The 19,458-nt window shown below is 74.0% G+C and carries 13 protein-coding genes; 8 read left to right on the plus strand and 5 right to left on the minus strand.

All coding sequences use genetic code 11. From position 1 onward, the window contains the following. Nucleotides 1-57 precede the first annotated feature (57 nt). Nucleotides 58-2,469 (minus strand): lipopolysaccharide biosynthesis protein, encoded by a 2,412-nt coding sequence (locus ACFYWG_RS32410; protein WP_389204407.1) that lies wholly within the window; start codon nt 2,467-2,469, stop codon nt 58-60. Between the two features lie 4 nt (nt 2,470-2,473). Continuing rightward, a complete protein-coding gene (locus ACFYWG_RS32415) occupies nt 2,474-3,652 on the minus strand; it encodes a DegT/DnrJ/EryC1/StrS family aminotransferase (RefSeq protein ID WP_389204408.1) in 1,179 nt (392 codons plus the stop codon). Nucleotides 3,653-4,055: 403 nt separating this feature from the next. Between ACFYWG_RS32415 and fahA the strand changes: the two genes are divergently transcribed. The 8 genes from fahA (at nt 4,056) to ACFYWG_RS32455 (ending at nt 13,700) form a co-directional block, all read left to right on the plus strand. After that, entirely contained in the window at nt 4,056-5,267 is a 1,212-nt protein-coding gene (gene fahA, locus ACFYWG_RS32420) for a fumarylacetoacetase (protein WP_389204409.1), read from the plus strand. A 178-nt stretch (nt 5,268-5,445) separates the two neighbouring features. Continuing rightward, the gene (locus tag ACFYWG_RS32425) at nt 5,446-6,384 is read left to right on the plus strand and encodes a M56 family metallopeptidase (RefSeq protein ID WP_376331052.1); all 939 of its coding nucleotides are present in this window, start codon (nt 5,446-5,448) and stop codon (nt 6,382-6,384) included. A 144-nt stretch (nt 6,385-6,528) separates the two neighbouring features. Further along, nucleotides 6,529-7,317 (plus strand): GntR family transcriptional regulator, encoded by a 789-nt coding sequence (locus ACFYWG_RS32430; protein ID WP_376330948.1) that lies wholly within the window; start codon nt 6,529-6,531, stop codon nt 7,315-7,317. Nucleotides 7,318-7,353: 36 nt separating this feature from the next. Further along, nucleotides 7,354-7,581, plus strand: a complete 228-nt coding sequence (locus ACFYWG_RS32435) for a ferredoxin family protein (RefSeq protein WP_003992261.1) — start codon at nt 7,354-7,356, stop codon at nt 7,579-7,581. A gap of 15 nt (nt 7,582-7,596) precedes the next feature. Then, nucleotides 7,597-8,943, plus strand: a complete 1,347-nt coding sequence (locus ACFYWG_RS32440) for an ABC transporter substrate-binding protein (RefSeq protein ID WP_389204410.1) — start codon at nt 7,597-7,599, stop codon at nt 8,941-8,943. Further along, nucleotides 8,940-9,830, plus strand: coding sequence for an ABC transporter permease (locus tag ACFYWG_RS32445; RefSeq protein WP_389204411.1), 891 nt, complete (start codon nt 8,940-8,942; stop codon nt 9,828-9,830). Before ACFYWG_RS32440 ends, ACFYWG_RS32445 begins: the two co-directional genes overlap by 4 nt. Continuing rightward, nucleotides 9,814-10,632, plus strand: coding sequence for an ABC transporter ATP-binding protein (locus ACFYWG_RS32450; RefSeq protein ID WP_389204412.1), 819 nt, complete (start codon nt 9,814-9,816; stop codon nt 10,630-10,632). Before ACFYWG_RS32445 ends, ACFYWG_RS32450 begins: the two co-directional genes overlap by 17 nt. An 11-nt stretch (nt 10,633-10,643) precedes the next feature. Further along, nucleotides 10,644-13,700 carry a fumarate reductase/succinate dehydrogenase flavoprotein subunit gene (locus ACFYWG_RS32455; protein ID WP_389204413.1) on the plus strand — a complete coding sequence of 1,019 codons (3,057 nt, stop codon included), beginning with the start codon at nt 10,644-10,646 and terminating at the stop codon, nt 13,698-13,700. 43 nt (nt 13,701-13,743) lie between these two features. Here the strand turns inward: ACFYWG_RS32455 and recQ are convergent, their stop codons facing one another. The 3 genes from recQ to ACFYWG_RS32470 form a co-directional block, all read right to left on the minus strand. After that, complete coding sequence (recQ, locus tag ACFYWG_RS32460; protein ID WP_389204449.1) at nt 13,744-15,831, minus strand: DNA helicase RecQ; 2,088 nt, start codon at nt 15,829-15,831, stop codon at nt 13,744-13,746. A 406-nt stretch (nt 15,832-16,237) separates the two neighbouring features. Next, complete coding sequence (gene nuoN / locus ACFYWG_RS32465; RefSeq protein ID WP_383510219.1) at nt 16,238-17,887, minus strand: NADH-quinone oxidoreductase subunit NuoN; 1,650 nt, start codon at nt 17,885-17,887, stop codon at nt 16,238-16,240. After that, on the minus strand, nt 17,884-19,455 hold the full coding sequence (locus tag ACFYWG_RS32470; RefSeq protein ID WP_376330958.1) for an NADH-quinone oxidoreductase subunit M: 1,572 nt from the start codon (nt 19,453-19,455) through the stop codon (nt 17,884-17,886). The genes nuoN and ACFYWG_RS32470 overlap by 4 nt, the downstream gene beginning before the upstream one ends. Nucleotides 19,456-19,458 lie beyond the last annotated feature (3 nt).

Below are 19,458 nucleotides of genomic sequence, written 5' to 3' on the forward strand. Positions count from 1 at the left end.
TGGCGGACGCACGGTGGTTCCCCCCTGGCGGTTCGGCTCTGTTCGGCTCTGGCTTGATCAGTCGCGGCGGCCGGTGGGCGGCCGGTCGGCGGTGCGGCCGGCCGGCGGCACGTCCGCGGGGCGGCCGGCCGGTGGTCGGCCCGTGATGCGGCGGGCCGCGGAACGAGTGGTGCGGACGAGGCTCCCCGCCGGTGCGGCACGGCGTGCGAGCGGCAGGAGCGGGGCGAGCGCGGCGAGGACGCACAGGGCGGCGAGCAGCGCCGGCGCGAAGGGCGCGAGCGCCTCACGCCACACCCAGCCGCCGACCGCGGCGAGGTACAGCAGCCCCCACCGCCCCTGCCACGGCACGCGTCCGGCCACGCGGGCGAGCAGCGGCCACAGCGGCACGAGGCACAGCAGCAGGCAGACCGGCGGCGCCCAGCGCAGCAGCGGCTCGGGCCCGCCGAGCCCCAGCACGTCGGCGAGGAAACCGGCCGCCCGCTCGTACCACGCCCCCTCCACCGGCCGCGGTCGCCGTCCGAGGGCGATCGGTGCGGTGTGGAGGGCGAGCAGGGCGGCGGCCAGGGCGGTGCCGGGCAGCCAGGGGTCGCGCCGGGCGGACAGGGTGACGGCGGCGGCGAGCACCACCAGCAGCACGGCGCCCGCGCTGAGCGACGGCAGCGGCAGGCCGTGCAGCAACTGCCGTCCCGTCGGCGCCGTTTCGCTGGGGTGCGCGAGCCAGGGCAGGTCGCGCAGCGGGGCGCAGAAGAAGATCACGGCGGCGCCGAGGAGACTCCACAGGGCGCCGCGCAGCCGCCGCTCCCCCGGGTCCTGTCCGGTGGGCGGGTCCGCCGGGCCGGGCGGACTGCCCGTCTCCTGGTGCGCCGACGCCCCGCGCGCGGGGGCCTCCCCGGGCACCTGGGCTCCCCGGGCGGCTCCCTCCGGCCGTACGACGATCGCCAGCGTGTCCGCCTGGAGGGCCTCGCGTTCGTAGCCCGGGCGCCCGATGAACAGGGTGACCGTGTCCTGGTCGCCGCTCCCGGGCCGGTGGGCGGCGTCGCGGGCCCAGGTCGTGCCGTACCCGGCGGTGGCGTTGAGTCTGGCCCAGCGAGTGCCGTAGGCAGGGGGGTCCGGGTCCGGGTCGGCGGGCGGGAGGGGCGCGGGCGGCGGGCTGTCGTCCGGGCGCAGGGCCGCTCGCAGCCCGACGGCGGAGACGACGGCGATCAGGGTCATGCTCAGCAGCACCGCCCAGCCGGCGCCGGCGATCCCGGCCGGGGTGAACAGCACGGCCGCGCAGCCCAGCACCAGGGCGCACATGGCGCCCTGGAGGGCGGCGAGCACGCCCGTGCGCCCCTGGACGCGCAGGACGCCGATGTACAGCTCCACCACGACCCGCGGCAGCGCACCGAGGGCGAGCAGCCGCAGCACGGTCGAGCCGTGTTCGGCGTAGTCGGGGCTGAAGGGCGTGAGGATGTACGGGGCGAACAGGACCAGGACCGCCACGACCGGGACCAGCAGCAGCGTCATGCGGCGCAGGGCGCCCCGGACGCCGTCGGCGAGCCGGCGGGGGTCGTGCGAGGCGTGGGCGGTCAGGGAGGAGGCCATGTTGATGGCCATGAACTCCATCGTGCCGCCGACGGTGTACGCCACGTAGAAGTAGCCGTTCTCCGCCGCGCTGAAGCGGACCGCGACCATCACCGGCAGCAGGTTGATCATGGCGAGGCTGAACAGCGCGCCCAGGGAGTCACCGGCCAGGAACCGGCCCATGTCCCGCAGCTTCGGGGGGTCCTTGTCCCGGTCGGCGCGGGCCTGCCGCGGGATGAGCCGGCGGAAGATCAGCCAGCCCAGCGGCAGCGTGGAGAAGGCGATCGCCACCGCCCAGGAGACGAAGATGCCGAGCACGGGCAGGGTGCCGGCGAACACGGCCAGCAGGACCAGCTTGCCGACGGAGAACACGGCGTTGCCGGCCGGCACCCACTCGGCCTTGCGCAGGCCGGTGAGCACGCCGTCCTGGAGGGTGAGCAGCGCCCAGGCCACGCACGCGGCGACAAACACCGCGCCCGCCCAGGGCGTGCCCAGCGGCGCGTACGAGGCGCCCCACGCGTCCAGCGTGAGCAGGAAGACGGCGGCGGCGAGGGCGACGACCAGCGAACTGGCCGCGTAGGTGCCCCACACCAGGCGCCCGGTCTCCCGGCCGGCGCGCGGGACGAAGCGGACGACGGCGCCGATCATCGTGGTCGCGGTGATGCTGGCGAGCAGCCGCATCGCGGCGATGGCGGCCGAGCCCTGGCCGACCGCCTCCTCGGCGTAGTAGCGGGCCGCCACCAGCCAGAAGCCCAGCCCCAGGACGGCCGAGACGCCGGTGCTGAGCATGAGGAAGTAGGCGTTCTTGAACAGCGAGTCGTGGGTGTGCCCGCTGTCGGCAGGCCGCGGTCCGCCGCTGTCGCCGGCGCGCGCGGCGGCGGACTCGTGCACCTGGGTCTCAGCCACGGAACTACCCCAGCCCTCCCGCTGTCGGCCCGCTCCCGCACAGTGCGTCCGGTACGTCGGCCGGCCGCGCCCCGGACCGCTCCAGCACCTCGACGACCGTCCGCGCCCGCAGCGGGTCCACGGGCAGCGCGTGCCGCGCGAACCAGCGGGCCGCCTCGGGGGCCGGTGAGGGGTCGGTGAACTCAGCACCGGCGTAGTCGTCCAGCGGCGGGTCGTACAAGTAGCCGACGACGATGCCCTGTCGGGCCAGGGCCGCGATCGCCGCGTCCCGGTCCGCCACGAACAGCGGCACCCGGAACAACGGCTGTGTCCCGTACGCGTCACGGGGCCTGGCCCACGGCGTGCCCAGCAGCAGCTCGGTGCCCGCGCGGCAGGCGTCCAGCACCTCGTCCAGCCGGCCGAGCCTGCGCTCGACGCGGCCGAGGCGGAGCGGGCCGGACTCCAGGCGGTAGTCGTGCATGTCGACGCGCACCCACGGGTCGTGGGCGTCGAGCCCGGGCGCGCGCCGGGCGGCGCGGGCCAGTTCCTGCGGGCGCAGCGGCATGCGGATGTCGTCGCGGTCGGCCAGGCCGAGCAGCCGCACCGCGGCCCACGCGGCGCGGCGCAGCCGCAGCCCGCGCACCGCCGCCTCGGCGAAGGGCCGGACCGCGAAGGCGAGTTCGGAGACCGTGCTGCCCGGGGCGAGCAGTCCCGCGCGGGTCTTCTCCACCGCCTCCCGCAGCCCCGGGTCGGCGAGCGCGAGCATGCCCCCGGCCTTGGCGCCCACGTGCTTGGACAGGCTGAACGCGGACGCCTCGCCCCACGCGCCGACCGGCCGGTCCCCGATCCGGCTGCCGATCGCGTGCGCCCCGTCCTCGAACAACGGGATGCCGAGGGCGTCGCACGTGTGCCGCAGCCGCGGCGCCGGGTCCGGGTTGCCGTAGAGGTTCGTCGTCAGCACGGCCGACACCGAGCCCCACACCTCGTCCGGCACGGCATCGACGTCGATGGTCGCGTCGAACGGGTTCAACGGCGCCTGCACGGGCCGCAGTCCGGCCGCGAGCACGACGAAGAAGATCACGTCGTCGTCGACCGGCGACATCAGCACCCGCCCGCCGGGCGGGCACCAGTGGCGCAGCGCCACGTACAGCCCGAAACGGCACGACGGTACGTACACACATTCCCGGCCGAGCCGCGTGCGCATGATGTCTTCCAGCCGTTCGAGCCGTGAAGCATGCCGCAGCGGACCCGGACCGGCCTCCCCTATGGCCATCCGCCCCCCTGGTGTGCCGTCGGAACGCCCCCTCCCCGAGGCCTTCCGGCACCCGCCCAGAGTCGCCCCGTTCGCACCGCTCCGTCAAGATTGCGTCGCGTCCTGTGGATAACTTCCGGCACGTACGCATGTGGTGCCCCGTCCGGCGCGCCGGTCACGCCCCCCCCCGGCCGGTCCGGCCCGTCCGGCCGGTCCGTACGGCGGGCCCACCTGCCCCGTTCGTCCCGTTCGCCTCCGCGGCCCCTGCCCGAACCGGGTGCGTCGCACGTAACGTGTGGCAGGACCACGGACACGTGGCGACGACATGGCACACCCGAAAGCGAGGCAGCACCCGATGCCCCCCTTCGATGTCCCCGAGGGTGACCCCTTCGGCCCGCACAACCTGCCGTACGGCGTGTTCTCCCTCCCCGGTTCCGACGACCGGAAGGTGGGTGTCCGGCTGGGCGGCCATGTGCTGGACGCGGGCGCCGCGGCCCACGCACTCGGCTCCCCGTTCGCCTCCCTGCTCGCGCAGCCGACCCTCAACCCGCTGCTGGCCGCCGGGCGCACCGCCTGGTCGGACGTGCGCCGGGCGCTCACCGCGTGGGTGACCGTGCCGTCCCACCGCGAGGCCCTCGGGGAGCTGTTCCACCCGCTGTCCTCGGTGACCCTGCACCTGCCCTTCGAGGTCGCGGACTACGTCGACTTCTACGCCTCGGAGAACCACGCCCGGAACGTGGGGCAGATCTTCCGGCCCGACGCCGAGGACTCCCTCACCCCCAATTGGAAGCATCTGCCGATCGGCTACCACGGCCGTTCCGGCACGGTCGTGGTCTCCGGCACGGAGGTCCAGCGGCCCTCGGGCCAGCGCAAGGCGCCCGCCGACGCCGCGCCGGTGTTCGGGCCGTCGGTCCGCCTGGACATCGAGGCGGAGGTCGGCTTCGTGGTCGGCGTGCCGTCCCGGATGGGCGCGCCGGTGGCCCTGGCCGACTTCCGCGAGCACGTGTTCGGGCTGTGCCTGCTCAACGACTGGTCCGCACGCGACATCCAGGCCTGGGAGTACGTGCCCCTCGGCCCGTTCCTCGGCAAGTCCTTCGCCACGTCCGTGTCCGCGTGGATCACCCCGCTGGACGCCTTGGAGGAGGCGCGGGTCGCGCCCCCGGCCCGGACGCACGGGCTGCTGCCCTACCTGGACGACGCCGGCGAGGAACCCGGCGGCTACGACCTGCGCATCAGCGTCGCGATCAACGGCCACACCGTCTCCGAGCCGCCCTTCTCCACCATGTACTGGACGGCCGCCCAGCAGCTGGCCCACATGACCGTCAACGGGGCGTCCCTGCGCACGGGCGACCTCTACGGCTCGGGCACGGTCAGCGGCCCGGCCGAGCGGGAGCGCGGCTCCCTGCTGGAGCTGACGTGGAACGGCCGCGAGCCGCTGGAACTGCCCGACGGCAAGCGGACGTTCCTGGAGGACGGCGACGTCGTCACCCTCACGGCCTGGGCCCCCGGGCCGGACGGCGTACGGGTGGGGCTGGGCGAGGTGACGGGGCGGATCGCGGCGGGCTGAACGGTCCCGTTCCGCAGGCCCGCACCGGCATCGGCCGGATCCCCGCGCGGCTGACGCACACCGCCCCCGCCCGTCATACTGGGCGCAGGGCGGTGTGCCCGTTCGTGCGCACGGGGGCCGCCCTCCCCCGCACGACCCGTAGCCGCCCCTTTTCCACCAGGAACCGGAGCCCGTGGCCATGACCGTCTGCCTGCTCCTGCTGAGCCTTGTCGCCGTGACGGCCGCCGTCCCCGCTCCGCGCGCGCTGACCCGGGCCTCCTGGCCGGAACGGGAGCCGGTGGTCGCGCTGTGGGTGTGGCAGTGCCTGGTCGCCACCGTCCTGCTGTGCTGCGTGACGGCGCTCTCGCTGGGGGCCGCGGCCGTCTTCGGCACGGTCCGCGCCCAGCTCTTCGCCCCGGCGCCGCCGGCGGTGACCGCGGCGTACGACCTGTCCGCCGCCCCGCCGTGGGCCGCCGCCCTCACCTTGCTGCTGGCCTGCGGGGCCGCCTGGACCACCGCGATGCTCGCCCGCGAACTCGTCGAGGCGCGCCGCCGCCGGGCCCGGGCCCGCGCCCATCTGCGCGAGCGCGCCCCCGACCTGCCGGCCGGCCTGCCCGCGGCCCGCGGACCGCTGCTGGTCCTGGAGGACGAGTACCCGGACGCCTGGTGGATGCCCGGCAGCCCGCCCCAGCTGATCGTCACCACGGGTGCGCTGCACCGGCTCACCGGCCACCAGCTGGACGCCGTGCTCACCCACGAGCGCAACCACGCCCGCGCCCACCACGACTGGCTGCTGCACCTGTCCACCGCGCTGGCCACCGGCTTCCCGCGGGTCCCGCTGTTCGCGCACTTCTGCGACCAGACCCACCGTCTGGTCGAACTCGCCGCCGACGACACGGCCTCGCGCCGCTGCGGCCACCTGACCACCGCCCTGGCCCTGATCGAGCTGAACCAGCACCGCGGCGTGCTCTCCTGCGCCTCCAGCCACCGGCTGCTGGGCGAGCGGGTCGACCGGCTGCTGGAGCCGCCGCCGCGACTGGACCGCCGGCACCGCGCGCTGACCACCACCACGGCCGCGCTCGTGCCGCTGGTGCCCCTGCTCATCGCGTTCGCCCCGGGACTGACGGCCCTGTCGTAGGGCGCGGGGCGCGGTCCCGCACCGGTGGCGGTTCGGGCCGCCGGGCCGCCGAAAGGCCAGCTCAGCAGTCGGACCGGTCGCCTTCCCGGTGGCGCAACATTGCCGCAACACCACTTTCCCTACCGGATGGGTATGGTCCGGTCCATGCCCAGTGACCGCATCCGAGACCACGCCGGACAGGGAGCCGCGACCACCGTCGCCGCCCACCGCGCGCGGCGACGGCTGCGCGCCGACCGGGCCCGGCAACTGGCCGACCTGCTGCGCAGGCAGCTGCTCACCGGCGCCTTCCCCGACGGCGCCCTCCCCCACGAGTCGACCCTCGCCGCCGACTACGGCGCCGGCCGCAACACGGTCCGCGAGGCCCTCGACCTGCTGCGGGCCGAGGGCCTGGTGGAGCGCAGACCCGGCGTCGGCACCGTGGTCACGGCCCACAAGTACCCCCACGGCCTGGACCGCCTGATGGGCCTCGCGGAAACCCTGCGCGAGCACGGCCGGGTCACCAACGAGGTCCGCACGATGGGCCCCGCCCCGGCACCCGCGCCGGTCGCCGCCCGCCTCGACCTGGCACCCGGCACCGACGTCCTGTACATCGAGCGCCTGCGCAGGCTGGGCGGTCTGCCCCTGTCCCTCGACCTCACCTACATCCCCCTCGACATCGGCACCGCGCTGCTCGGCGCCGACCTCGAGAACACCGACGTCTTCCGGCTGCTGGAAGCCGTCACCGGTCGGCGTCTCGGCCACGCCGAGATCACCCTCGAAGCGGTCAGCGCGGACGCCCACTCGGCCGCCGTGCTGGAGGCGCCGCACGGCGCCGCCGTCCTGATGCTGGAGCGCCTGACCCACCTCGAGGACGGCCGCCCGGTCGACCTGGAGTTCATCCGCTTCCGCGGCGACCGCATCGCCATGAGCGGCTCCCTGCACCGCAACCGGTAACCCGCCACCCGCTTGCCCACCTTCCTGGAGACAGCCATGCCCTTGGCGCCCCAGCGGGCCGACGTGCCCGTGACCATCGACGAGTCGAAGTGCATCGACGGCTGCACGCTCTGCGTGGACATGTGCCCGCTGGACTCCCTCGCCATCGACGAGCGCAACGGCAAGGCCTACATGCATGTCGACGAGTGCTGGTACTGCGGCCCGTGCGCGGCGCGCTGCCCCACCGGGGCCGTCACGGTCAACATGCCCTATCTGCTCCGGTGAGAGGCCCGAACTCCCATGAAACGCACAGCAGTCGCCCTGTCCGCGCTCGTCCTCCTGCTCCCCCTCGCCGCCTGCGGCGGTGACGCCGAGGCCGGCGCCGGCTCCACGGTCACCGTCACCGTCGGCTACCAGTCCCGGACGATCAACACCGTCACGGCGGGCACCCTGCTCCGCTCCCTCGGCTCCTTCGAGAAGCAGCTGAACGCCCTGGACGACGGCGTCCGCTACGAGGTGGACTGGCAGGACTACGCCACCGGCGCGCCCATCACCGCGCAGATGACCGCCGGGAAGATCGACATCGGTTCGATGGGCGACTTCCCGCTGCTCATCAACGCGGCCCGCGGCAAGCAGCTGAACAACCCGACCCGCCTGGTCTCGGTCACCGGCTACAACCTGCGCGGCGGCCTCAACACCATCGTGGCCGCGCCCGGATCGAAGCTGGACTCACTGGCCGACCTGAAGGGCAGGAAGGTGTCCACGAGCGTCGGCTCGGCCGCCGACGGCACCCTCGTACGGGCCCTGCAGCGGGCCGGCATCGACCCGGACCGCGGGATCGAGAAGCTGAACCAGCAGCCCTCCGTCGGCGCCTCCGCGCTCGCCGCGGGCAGCGCCGACGCGCTGTCGCAGTTCGTCGCCTGGCCGGGCCTGCTCGCCTTCCAGGGCAAGGCGAAGGCGATCTACGACGGTGCCCGGCTCGACCTGCCCACCTTCCACGGCGTCACCGCACGCCAGGACTTCGCCACCGAGCGCCCCGCCGTGCTGGAGGCGTTCCTCAAGGCCCAGGCCGAGGCGACGGACTACCTCCACGCGCACCCGGTCGCCGCCGCCGAGAAGGTCGCGAAGGCCACCGGACTGCCCGCCGAGGTCGTCTACCTGTACAACGGCGCCCACGGCATCGCCACCTTCGATCCGGCCCTCAGGCCCCCGCTCGTCGCCGCGCTGAAGAAGGACGTCGCGATCCTGAAGTCGGCGAAGCTCACCGGCGACGTGGACGTCGACTCCTTCGTCGACGACCGGTACCTGAAGAAGGCGCTGGGACCCGCGGCGTACGCCGAGCACCTCGCCACGAAGCCCGCCCCCGCCGCGAGCGAGGTCTGGCCCGAGGGCGCGTCCGAGACCCTCACCTTCCCCTCCCCCGCCGCGCTGCTCCGCCACCTCGCCGGGCACCGCGAGGGGATCCGGGCCGCCTACGTGCCCGACGCCACCACCGGCACCCTGTGGTTCGCCGACAAGGCCGTGTGGGTGGCCGACGGCGCCGAGCTGCTGCCGTTCGTCGCTCCCGACACCGCACGGGCCTACGTCGCCGCGCACAGCGGGGCCCGGGTCGTCTCCTACACCGACGCCCTGGAGCGGGCGTCGTGAGGCGGTACGCGCTCCGGGTGGCCTCCCTGGCCGCCGCCCTCGGCCTGTGGCAGGTGCTGACCGGCAAGGACGTCGACCTGTGGCTGCGGTTCTCGCAGTTCCCCACGGTCACCGACGTGGCCCGGGCCTTCGGCGCCCGGCTGTCCGGGCCGGACTACTGGACGGACCTCACCGACAGCCTCGTCCGCATCCTCACCGGCTTCCTGCTGGCCGCCGTCCTCGGCGTGGCCACGGGCGTGCTCGTGGCGCGCTCGCGGCTCGCCGAAGACCTGCTCGGCCCGGTCCTGGAGGTGGTCCGGCCGGTCCCCGCCATCGCCCTGGTCCCGGTCGCGATCCTGCTGTTCCCCTCCAACGAGCAGGGCATCGTCTTCATCACCTTCGCCGCCGCCTATTTCCCGGTCCTGGTCTCCACCCGGCACGCCGTCCGGGCCCTGACCCCCGTGTGGGAGGAGGCCGTACGGACCATGGGCGGCGGCCGGTGGCGGATCTTCGGCTCCGTCGTCCTGCCGGGCGCGCTGCCCGGCGTCTTCGGCGGCCTGTCCGTCGGCATCGGCGTGTCCTGGATCTGCGTGATCTCCGCCGAGATGATCTCCGGCCAGTACGGCGTCGGCTACCGCACCTGGCAGGACTACACGGTCGTCGACTACCCCGGCGTGTTCGTCGGCATGGTCACCATCGGCGTCCTCGGCTGGCTCACCTCCACCGCGGTGGAACTCCTGGGCCGCCGCCTCACCCGCTGGCTGCCGCGCACCGCGTACGGCACGGCGGCCCGGGCGCACCGGGCGGACCGGCGCGCCACCCCGGCATCCGCCCCCGCCGGCGGCACCCCGTCCGGCGCGCCCGGCGGCGCCCGAACCCAGGAGGCACGCGATGAGCACCTCGTCTGAGACCGTCTCCGCCACCGACTCCGCGGCGCGGCGGCCCGGTCCCCCGGACGGCCCGCCCGGCGCCCCGGTCCGCGGCACCCGCCTCACGCTCGGCGGGGCCGGTCTCGGCCGCCCCGGCGCGCCCGCCCTGGACGGCGTCGACCTGGACGTCGCCCCCGGCGAGATCCTCACCGTCGTCGGCCCGTCCGGCTGCGGCAAGTCGACCCTGCTGCGCACCCTGGCCGGTCTGCTGCCCCCGCTCACGGGCGCCCTCACCGAGGACGGACGGCCGCTGACCGGCCCCTCGGCCGAACGCGCCCTGGTCTTCCAGGAGGACGCGCTGCTGCCCTGGCGCACCCTGCGCGCCAACATCGAACTCCCCCTCGCCATCCGGGGAGTGCCCCGCGCCGCCCGGCGGGAGCAGGCCCGTTCCTGGCTGGAGCGGGTCGGACTCGGCGCGCAGGAGAAGCAGTTGCCGCACCGCGTCTCCGGCGGACAGCGCCAGCGCGTGCAGCTGGCGCGCGCCCTGGCCGGGCATCCCCGCGCCGTGCTCATGGACGAGCCGTTCGGCGCGCTGGACGCGCAGACCCGGGCCGGCATGCAGGACCTGCTGGTCGAGGTGTTGCGGGGCACCGGCGCCACCGTCGTCTTCGTCACCCACGACGTGGACGAGGCACTGTTCCTCGGCGACCGGGTGGCCCTGCTCGGCGCGGGCCGCCTCCTCTCCGTCCGGGACGTCCCCCGCCCGCGCGACCGCTCCGCCCACGACGACCCGGCCCGCAGGGCCCTGCGGCGCGACGTCCTCACCTCGCTCGGTACGTGAAAGGCACCCCGGTGACCACCTCCGTGAAACCCCCTGCGGACATCCCCCTGGCCGTCCCGTCCCTCGCCGACGCCGAGGAGCTCAGCTGCGACGTCCTCGTCATCGGCGGCGGCACCGCCGGCACCATGGCGGCCCTGACCGCCGCCGAGCACGGCGCGGACGTGCTGCTGCTGGAGAAGGCCCACGTCCGCCACTCCGGCGCGCTCGCCATGGGCATGGACGGCGTCAACAACGCCGTGGTCCCCGGCCGCGCCGAACCCGACGACTACGTCGCCGAGATCACCCGCGCCAACGACGGCATCGTCGACCAGTCCACCGTCCGCCAGACCGCCACCCGCGGCTTCGCCATGGTGCAGCGGCTGGAGTCGTACGGCGTGAAGTTCGAGAAGGACGAGCACGGCGACTACGCCGTCCGCCAGGTGCATCGCTCCGGTTCCTACGTGCTGCCGATGCCGGAGGGCAAGGACGTCAAGAAGGTCCTGTACCGGCAGTTGCGGCGGCGCGAGATGCGGGAGCGGATCCGCATCGAGAACCGGGTGATGCCGGTGCGTGTCCTCACCGCCGGGGGGCGGGCCGTGGGGGCGGCCGGCTTCCACACCCGCACCGGGCGGTTCGTGCAGGTCCGCGCGGGCGCGGTCGTCCTCGCGACCGGCGCCTGCGGGCGCCTCGGCCTGCCCGCCTCCGGCTACCTGTACGGCACCTACGAGAACCCCACCAACGCGGGCGACGGCTACGCCATGGCCTACCACGCGGGCGCCGAGCTCACCGGCATCGAGTGCTTCCAGATCAACCCGCTGATCAAGGACTACAACGGCCCGGCCTGCGCCTACGTCGCCAACCCCTTCGGCGGCTACCAGGTCAACCGGCACGGCGAGCGCTTCGTCGACTCCGACTACTGGTCGGGCCAGATGATGGCCGAGTTCGCGGCGGAGGTGGCCTCCGACCGCGGTCCCGTCTACCTCAAGCTGAGCCACCTGCCCGAGGAGTCGGTCTCCGCGCTCGAAGACATCCTCCACTCCACCGAACGCCCCACCCGGGGCACCTTCCACTCCGGCCGCGGCCACGACTACCGCACCCACGACGTCGAGATGCACATCTCCGAGATCGGCCTGTGCGGCGGCCACTCCGCCTCCGGCGTCCGCGTCGACGACCACGCCCGGACGACCGTGCCCCGCCTGTACGCGGCCGGCGACCTGGCCTGCGTGCCGCACAACTACATGATCGGCGCGTTCGTCTTCGGCGACCTCGCGGGGGCGGACGCCTCTCAGTACTCGGCATACCAGGGGGAGTTGCCGGACGACCAGCTGCGGGAGGCGCACGAGCTGATCTACCGCCCACTGCGCAACCCCGACGGCCCGCCGCAGCCCCAGGTCGAGTACAAGCTGCGCCGCTTCGTGAACGACTACGTGGCCCCGCCCAAGTCCGGTGCCCGGCTGTCACTGGCCCTGGAGGCGTTCGAGCGGATGCGCGCCGACATCGCGGAGATGGGCGCCCGCACCCCGCACGAGCTGATGCGCTGCGCCGAGGTGTCCTTCATCCGCGACTGCGCGGAGATGGCCGCCCGCTCCTCCCTGGCCCGCACGGAGTCCCGCTGGGGCCTCTACCACGACCGCCTCGACCATCCGCGGCGCGACGACGCGTCCTGGTTCCACCACCTCGACCTGCGCAAGTCCCCTGGCGGCGCGATGGAGTTCACGGCCCGGCCCGTGGCCCCCTACCTCGTCCCCGTCGACGGCTTCGACCCGGTCGGCGGTGCGCCCCGGCACCTCGGCGAGGTCCACGCCGAGGACGTGGCGACAGCCGGCTCGCGGGACGTGGCGCCGGTGGCCACCCGCACGGAGGCGACCGCGCCGCTCCCGCCCACCGCGGGGGCGGCCCCCTCCCTCCAGCCGGCCGGTGACCGCTCCGCCGGACGGCTCCTCGAACTCGTCGCCCTCGCCGACGAGCAGCCCGAACTCGGCGCCCTGCGCCCCTATTTGACCGACCCGGCAGCGGCCGTGCGCCGCGAGGCCGTCGCCGTGCTCACCGAGACCCTCCCGCCGGGAACGGGCCCCGCTCTCGCCTCGGCGCTGCGCGACCCGGCCGCCGAGGTCCGTGCCGCCGCGGCGGCGTCCCTGCGGGAGCTGGTCGAGACGCTCCCGCCCGGGCCCGGCCTCCGGGACGGCCTCGTCGCCGCCCTGGCCGAGCCGGACCCGGTGGTGCGGGCCGCCGCCCTGGACGTCCTGCGCGCCCTGCGGCTCGGCGACGCCGGCCTGTTCGCCGCGTCCCTCTCCGACTCCGACATCGCCGTACGGACCGAGGCCGTCCGGGCGCTGGTCTCGGTGGACGCCGTCGGGGAACTGGCCGCCGCGGCTGCGGCGGACCCGTCCCGCGAGGTCCGGGTCGCCATCGCCAAGGGCCTGGCCACGGTGGGCGCCGCGCACCCACCGACCCCCGCGGCGAGCGACCACACGGCCGGTGCCCCGGCCGACGGCACAGCGACGGCCGGGGGCGGGTCCAGGACCGACGGCGGGTCCAGGACCGACGGCGAATCCAGGACCGACGGCGGGTCGAGCACCGACGGCGGACCAGCGGCAGGTGCTGAGGCGGACACCGGCCATGGATCCGGCGCAGGCTCCGCACTGGCAGTCGGCGCTGGATCCCGGACCGGCTCCGCAACGGACACCGGCCGTGGCTCCCGGGCCGGCTCCGGAGCGGAGGCCGGGTTCGTGACCGGGGCGCTCGCCGGGCTGCTCGACGACACCGACGCCCTGGTGCGCGCGGCCGCCTATGCAGCCCTGGGCACCACCGGCTGCCCCGGGCCCCTCGCCGCCCGGGCGGTGACCGCCCTGTCGGAACCGGCCTGGCAGGTGCGGGCCGGTGCGGCGACGGCCCTGTCGGTCGCCGCTGCCGACGTGGCCGTCCCGGCTCTCGCCAAGGCCCTGGCGGACACCAACGCCGACGTCCGCAAGGCCGCCGTCCTGGCCCTGACCCGGCACGGCACGACCGGAGAGGCCCGGGCGGCGCTCGCCACGGCGACGGCGGACACCGACGCGGACGTCAGGGCGTACGCGGCACGGGCGTTGTGACGCCCGCGACCCCCCGCCCGGAGCCGGAGGGCGGCTGCAGGCCCTACATCCAGTCGTCGGGCTCCGGCTCCTCCTCCGTCTCCGGCCAGAGGTCCGGCTCGTCCGCTCCCCGGCCGGAGGCGGAAGCCGGACCACCGGCGGCACCGGGGGCGGGAGCCGGTGCCCGGCCGGTGCCGTCGGCCGTCGGCGCGGCGGTGTCGGACGACCGGGCCGACAGCCCGTCGCTGCCCGGAGCCGGATCGTCGGCCGGTGCGTCCAGCGAGGCGAGCACCTCCAGGACGCCCTCCCCGTACGTCACCCGCTTCTTCTCCCCCACCCCGCTGATCCCGGCCAGCTCCGCCACCGACGTGGGCCGCGCCAGGACGATCTCCCTGAGCGTCGCGTCGTGGAAGATGACGTACGCCGGGACGCCCTGTTCGCGGGCCTGCTCGGCGCGCCAGGCCCGCAGTGCCTCGAAGGCCGGCTGGAGCTGCGCGGGCAGCTCGACGGCGGCGGCCTTGCCCTTGCGCTCCCCACGCCCGGCACCGGAGGAGCCGGACCGGCCGGTCACCGGCCTCTCGGGCTCCTTGCGCAGCGGCACCTCCCGCTCCCGCCGCAGCACCGCACCGCTCGCCTCGGTCAGCACCAGCGTGCCGTAGTCGCCCTCCACCGCGAGCAGGCCCTGGGCCAGCAGCTGGCGGATGACGCCCCGCCACTCCGGCTCGCTCAGGTCCTCGCCGATGCCGAACACGGACAGCTGGTCGTGGTCGAACTGGATGACCTTGGCGGTGCGCTTGCCCAGCAGGATGTCGACGATCTGCACCGCGCCGAACTTCTGCCCCCGCTCGCGCTGCAGCCGCACCACCGTCGAGAGCACCTTCTGGGCGGCGACCGTGCCGTCCCAGGTCTCCGGCGGGGTCAGGCAGGTGTCGCAGTTGCCGCAGCCGGCAGGGTCCGGGTCCTGGCCGAAGTAGGCGAGGAGCTGGCCCCTGCGGCACTGCGCCGTCTCGCACAGCGCCAGCATCGAGTCCAGGTGGGCCTGTGCCCGCCGCCGGAAGGCCTCGTCGCCCTCACCGGACTGGATGAGCTTGCGCTGCTGGATGACGTCGTTGAGTCCGTAGGCCATCCAGGCCGTCGACGGCAGGCCGTCCCGGCCGGCCCGGCCCGTCTCCTGGTAGTACCCCTCGACCGACTTGGGCAGGTCCAGGTGGGCGACGAAGCGGACGTCCGGCTTGTCGATGCCCATGCCGAAGGCGATGGTCGCCACCACGACCAGGCCGTCCTCGCGCAGGAAGCGCGACTGGTGGGCGGCGCGCGTGCCCGCGTCCAGGCCCGCGTGGTACGGCACCGCCTCGATGCCGTTGCGGCTGAGGAACTCCGCGGTCTTGTCCACGGAGTTGCGCGACAGGCAGTAGACGATGCCCGCATCGCCCGGGTGCTCCTCGCGCAGGAAGCTCAGCAGCTGCTTCTTCGGGTCGGCCTTGGGCACGATGCGGTACTGGATGTTGGGCCGGTCGAAGCTCGCCACGAAGTGCCGGGCCGCCGGCATGTTCAGCCGCTGGGTGATCTCCTGGTGCGTGGCTCGGGTCGCCGTCGCGGTCAGGGCGATCCGCGGCACGTCGGGCCAGCGCTCGCCGAGCAGGGACAGCGCCAGGTAGTCCGGCCGGAAGTCGTGCCCCCACTGGGACACGCAGTGCGCCTCGTCGATCGCGAAGACGGAGATCTTGCCCCGCGAGAGCAGGTCCAGCGTGCTCTCCAGCCGCAGCCGCTCCGGCGCCAGGTACAGCAGGTCGAGCTCCCCGGACAGGAACTCGGCCTCGACCATCCGCCGCTCGTCGAAGTCCTGCGTGGAGTTCATGAACCCGGCGCGCACGCCCGCGGCACGCAGCGCGTCGACCTGGTCCTGCATGAGCGCGATCAGCGGGGAGACCACCACCCCGGTGCCCGGTCTGACCAGGGCGGGGATCTGGTAGCACAGGGACTTCCCGGCGCCGGTCGGCATGAGCACCACGGCGTCCCCGCCGGACACCACGTGCTCGACGACCGCCTCCTGCTCGCCCCGGAAGGCCTCGTACCCGAAGACCCGGTGCAGCGTGGCCAGGGCCTCGTTCTCGGTCACTGCCATCTCGGCGATACCGCCCGTCCCGCCCATCGTCGTGTCCCCCGTACGTCGTCCCTCGACCACTGCGTCCACGATAGGCGCACCCACCGACAGCACCCGAGTTGTCCACAGGCAGCGCCCGTGTCCCTCCGTCACCGACCGGCGACCGCCCGCTTCCCTCCGTATCTGCCCGTCCTGTGTCCGACATGCGTTCGACACCGCCCGAGGCCGAGGCCGAACCCGAGGAGCCACCCCGGCGCCCCTCCGGGCGTGCCGCGCGGAACACCGGCGGACCGGCCCGCCACCAGAACGCCGGCAGACAGCCCCCCTCCCCCCGGGACAGAACACCGACAGACCGGCCCGCCGCCCCACACGCCGACGTACCGGCCCGCCGGACAGAACGGCGGCCCGGCTCCCCCCGAGAGGAGCCGGGCCGTCGTCCCGCCGCGGGCCGGGGTCAGCGGACGAAGACGCCCGCCTGCCCCGCCAGGTCCAGGAAGTACTGCGGTGCCACACCGAGCACCAGCGTGACCGCCACGCCCACGCCGATCGCCGCCATGGTCAGCGGCGACGGCACCGCCACCGTCGGGCCCTCCGGCCGCGGCTCGCTGAAGAACATCAGCACGATGACGCGGATGTAGAAGAACGCCGCGATGGCCGACGAGATCACGCCGATGACGACGAGCGGGGCGGCCCCGCCCTCCGCCGCCGCCTTGAACACGGCGAACTTCCCGGCGAAGCCGGACGTCAGCGGAATGCCGGCGAAGGCCAGCAGGAACACCGCGAACACGGCGGCGACCAGCGGCGAACGCCGGCCGAGCCCCGCCCACTTGGACAGGTGCGTCGCCTCACCGCCCGCGTCGCGCACCAGCGTGACCACGGCGAAGGCGCCGATCGTCACGAACGAGTACGCGGCCAGGTAGAAGAGGACGGACGAGACGCCGTCGGGCGTGGTCGCGATGACACCCGCGAGGATGAACCCGGCGTGCGCGATCGAGGAGTACGCCAGCAGGCGCTTGATGTCGGTCTGCGTGATCGCCACGATCGCACCGCCCAGCATGGTGACGATCGCCACGCCCCACATCACCGGCCGCCAGTCCCAGCGCAGCCCGGGCAGGACGACGTACAGCACCCGCAGCAGCGCGCCGAAGGCCGCCACCTTGGTCGCCGCGGCCATGAAGCCGGTCACCGGGGTCGGGGCGCCCTGGTAGACGTCCGGCGTCCACATGTGGAAGGGCACCGCGCCCACCTTGAACAGCAGGCCCATGACCAGCAGCGCGGCGCCGACCAGCAGCAGCGCGTCGTTGCCCATGGTGCCGGCGAGCGCCGGGTCGACGTCCTGCACCGTGCCGTCGACGACCTGCGCGATCGTCGCGTACGACATCGAGCCCGCGTAGCCGTAGAGCAGCGCGATGCCGAACAGGGTGAACGCGGAGGCGAAGGCGCCGAGCAGGAAGTACTTGACCGCCGCTTCCTGGGACATCAGCCGCTTGCGGCGGGCCAGGGCGCACAGCAGGTACAGCGGCAGGGAGAAGACCTCCAGGGCGACGAACAGCGTCAGCAGGTCGTTGGCCGCCGGGAAGATCAGCATGCCGGCCACGGCGAACATCAGCAGCGGGAACACCTCGGTGGTGGTGAACCCGGCCTTGACCGCGGCCTTCTCGCTTTCGCTGCCCGGCACCGAGGCGGCCTGGGCGGCGAAGGAGTCGACGCGGTTGCCGTGCGCCGCCGGGTCCAGGCGCCGCTCGGCGAAGGTGAACAGGCCCACCAGGGCCGCCAGCAGGATGGTGCCCTGCAGGAACAGGGCCGGTCCGTCGACGGCGATCGCGCCCATCGCCGCGATGCGCGCCTTGGTCGTGCCGTAGCCGTCGGCCGCCAGGGCGACGACCGCGGCGAAGGCGGCCGCGAGGGCCACGACGGAGACGAACATCTGGACGTGATAGCGGGATTTGCGCGGTACGAACGCCTCGACCAGGATCCCGACGATCGCCGCTCCCACGACGATCAGGGTGGGCGCCAGCTGGCCGTACTCGAACTTCGGCGCGTCGATCTTGGTGATCGGGTCGGCCGCGGTTGTCCACAGGCTGTGGACGGCTGATGCGCTCACTTGGCCGCCTCCACCTCGGGCTGGGGGTCCTTCTTCTGAACGTCGGACATCGTCTGCTCCACCGCGGGGTTGACGATGTCCGTGACGGGCTTCGGGTAGACGCCCAGGAAGATCAGCAGTACGACCAGCGGGGCGACCACCACGAGCTCACGGACCCTGAGGTCCGGCATCGCGGACACCTCCGGCTTCACCGGGCCCGTCATCGTCCGCTGGTACAGGACGAGGGTGTAGAGCGCGGCGAGGACGATGCCGAAGGTGGCGATGATGCCGATGACCGGGTAGCGCGTGAACGTGCCGACCAGGACCAGGAACTCACTCACGAACGGCGCCAGCCCCGGCAGCGACAGGGTCGCGAGACTGCCGATCAGGAAGGTGCCGGCGAGCACCGGGGCGACCTTCTGCACCCCGCCGTAGTCGGCGATGAGCCGCGAGCCGCGCCGGGAGATCAGGAAGCCCGCGACCAGCATCAGCGCGGCCGTCGAAATGCCGTGGTTGATCATGTACAGCGTCGCGCCGGACTGGCCCTGGCTCGTCATCGCGAAGATGCCCATGATGATGAAGCCGAAGTGGGAGATCGACGCGTAGGCCACCAGCCGCTTGATGTCGCGCTGGCCGACCGCGAGCAGCGCCCCGTAGATGATGCTGATCAGCGCCAGGACGAGGATCACCGGCGTGGCCCACTTGCTGGCCTCCGGGAAGAGCTGGAGGCAGAAGCGCAGCATCGCGAAGGTGCCGACCTTGTCGACGACCGCCGTGATGAGGACCGCGACCGGGGCCGTCGACTCCTGCATCGCGTTGGGCAGCCAGGTGTGCAGCGGCCACAGCGGCGCCTTCACCGCGAAGGCGAAGAAGAAGCCGAGGAACAGCCAGCGTTCGGTGCTGGTCGCCATGTCCAGCGTGCCGTCGGCCCGGGCTGCGGCGATCTCCTGGAGCGAGAAGTTCCCCGCGACCACGTACAGGCCGATGACCGCGGCCAGCATGATCAGGCCGCCGGCCAGGTTGTAGAGGAGGAACTTCACCGCGGCGTACGAGCGCTGCGTCGCCGCCGTCTTCTCGCCGTGCTCGTGGGCACGGTCGCCGAAGCCGCCGATGAGGAAGTACATCGGGATCAGCATGGCTTCGAAGAAGATGTAGAAGAGGAAGACGTCCGTGGCCTCGAAGGAGAGGATCACCATCGCCTCGACGGCCAGGATCAGGGCGAAGAAGCCCTGCGTCGGCCGCCACCGGCTGCTGCCGGTCTCCAGGGGGTCGGCGTCGTGCCAGCCCGCCAGGATGATGAACGGGATGAGCAGGGCGGTGAGCCCGATGAGCGCCACGCCGATGCCGTCCACGCCCAGTTCGTAGCGGACGCCGAAGTCGGCGATCCAGGCGTGGGACTCGGTGAGCTGGTAGCGGTCGCCGTCCGGGTCGAAGCGGACCAGGACGGTCGCCGCCAGGGCGAGGGTGGCGAGCGAGAAGAGCAGCGCCAGCCACTTGGCGGCGGTGCGCTTCGCGGCCGGGACGGCGGCCGTGGCGATCGCCCCGATCGCCGGGAGCGCCGCTGTCGCTGTCAGCAGAGGAAAGGACATCGG

The organism is Streptomyces sp. NPDC003456 (genome assembly GCF_042878735.1).
In the GTDB taxonomy this organism is placed as follows: Bacteria; Actinomycetota; Actinomycetes; order Streptomycetales; family Streptomycetaceae; genus Streptomyces.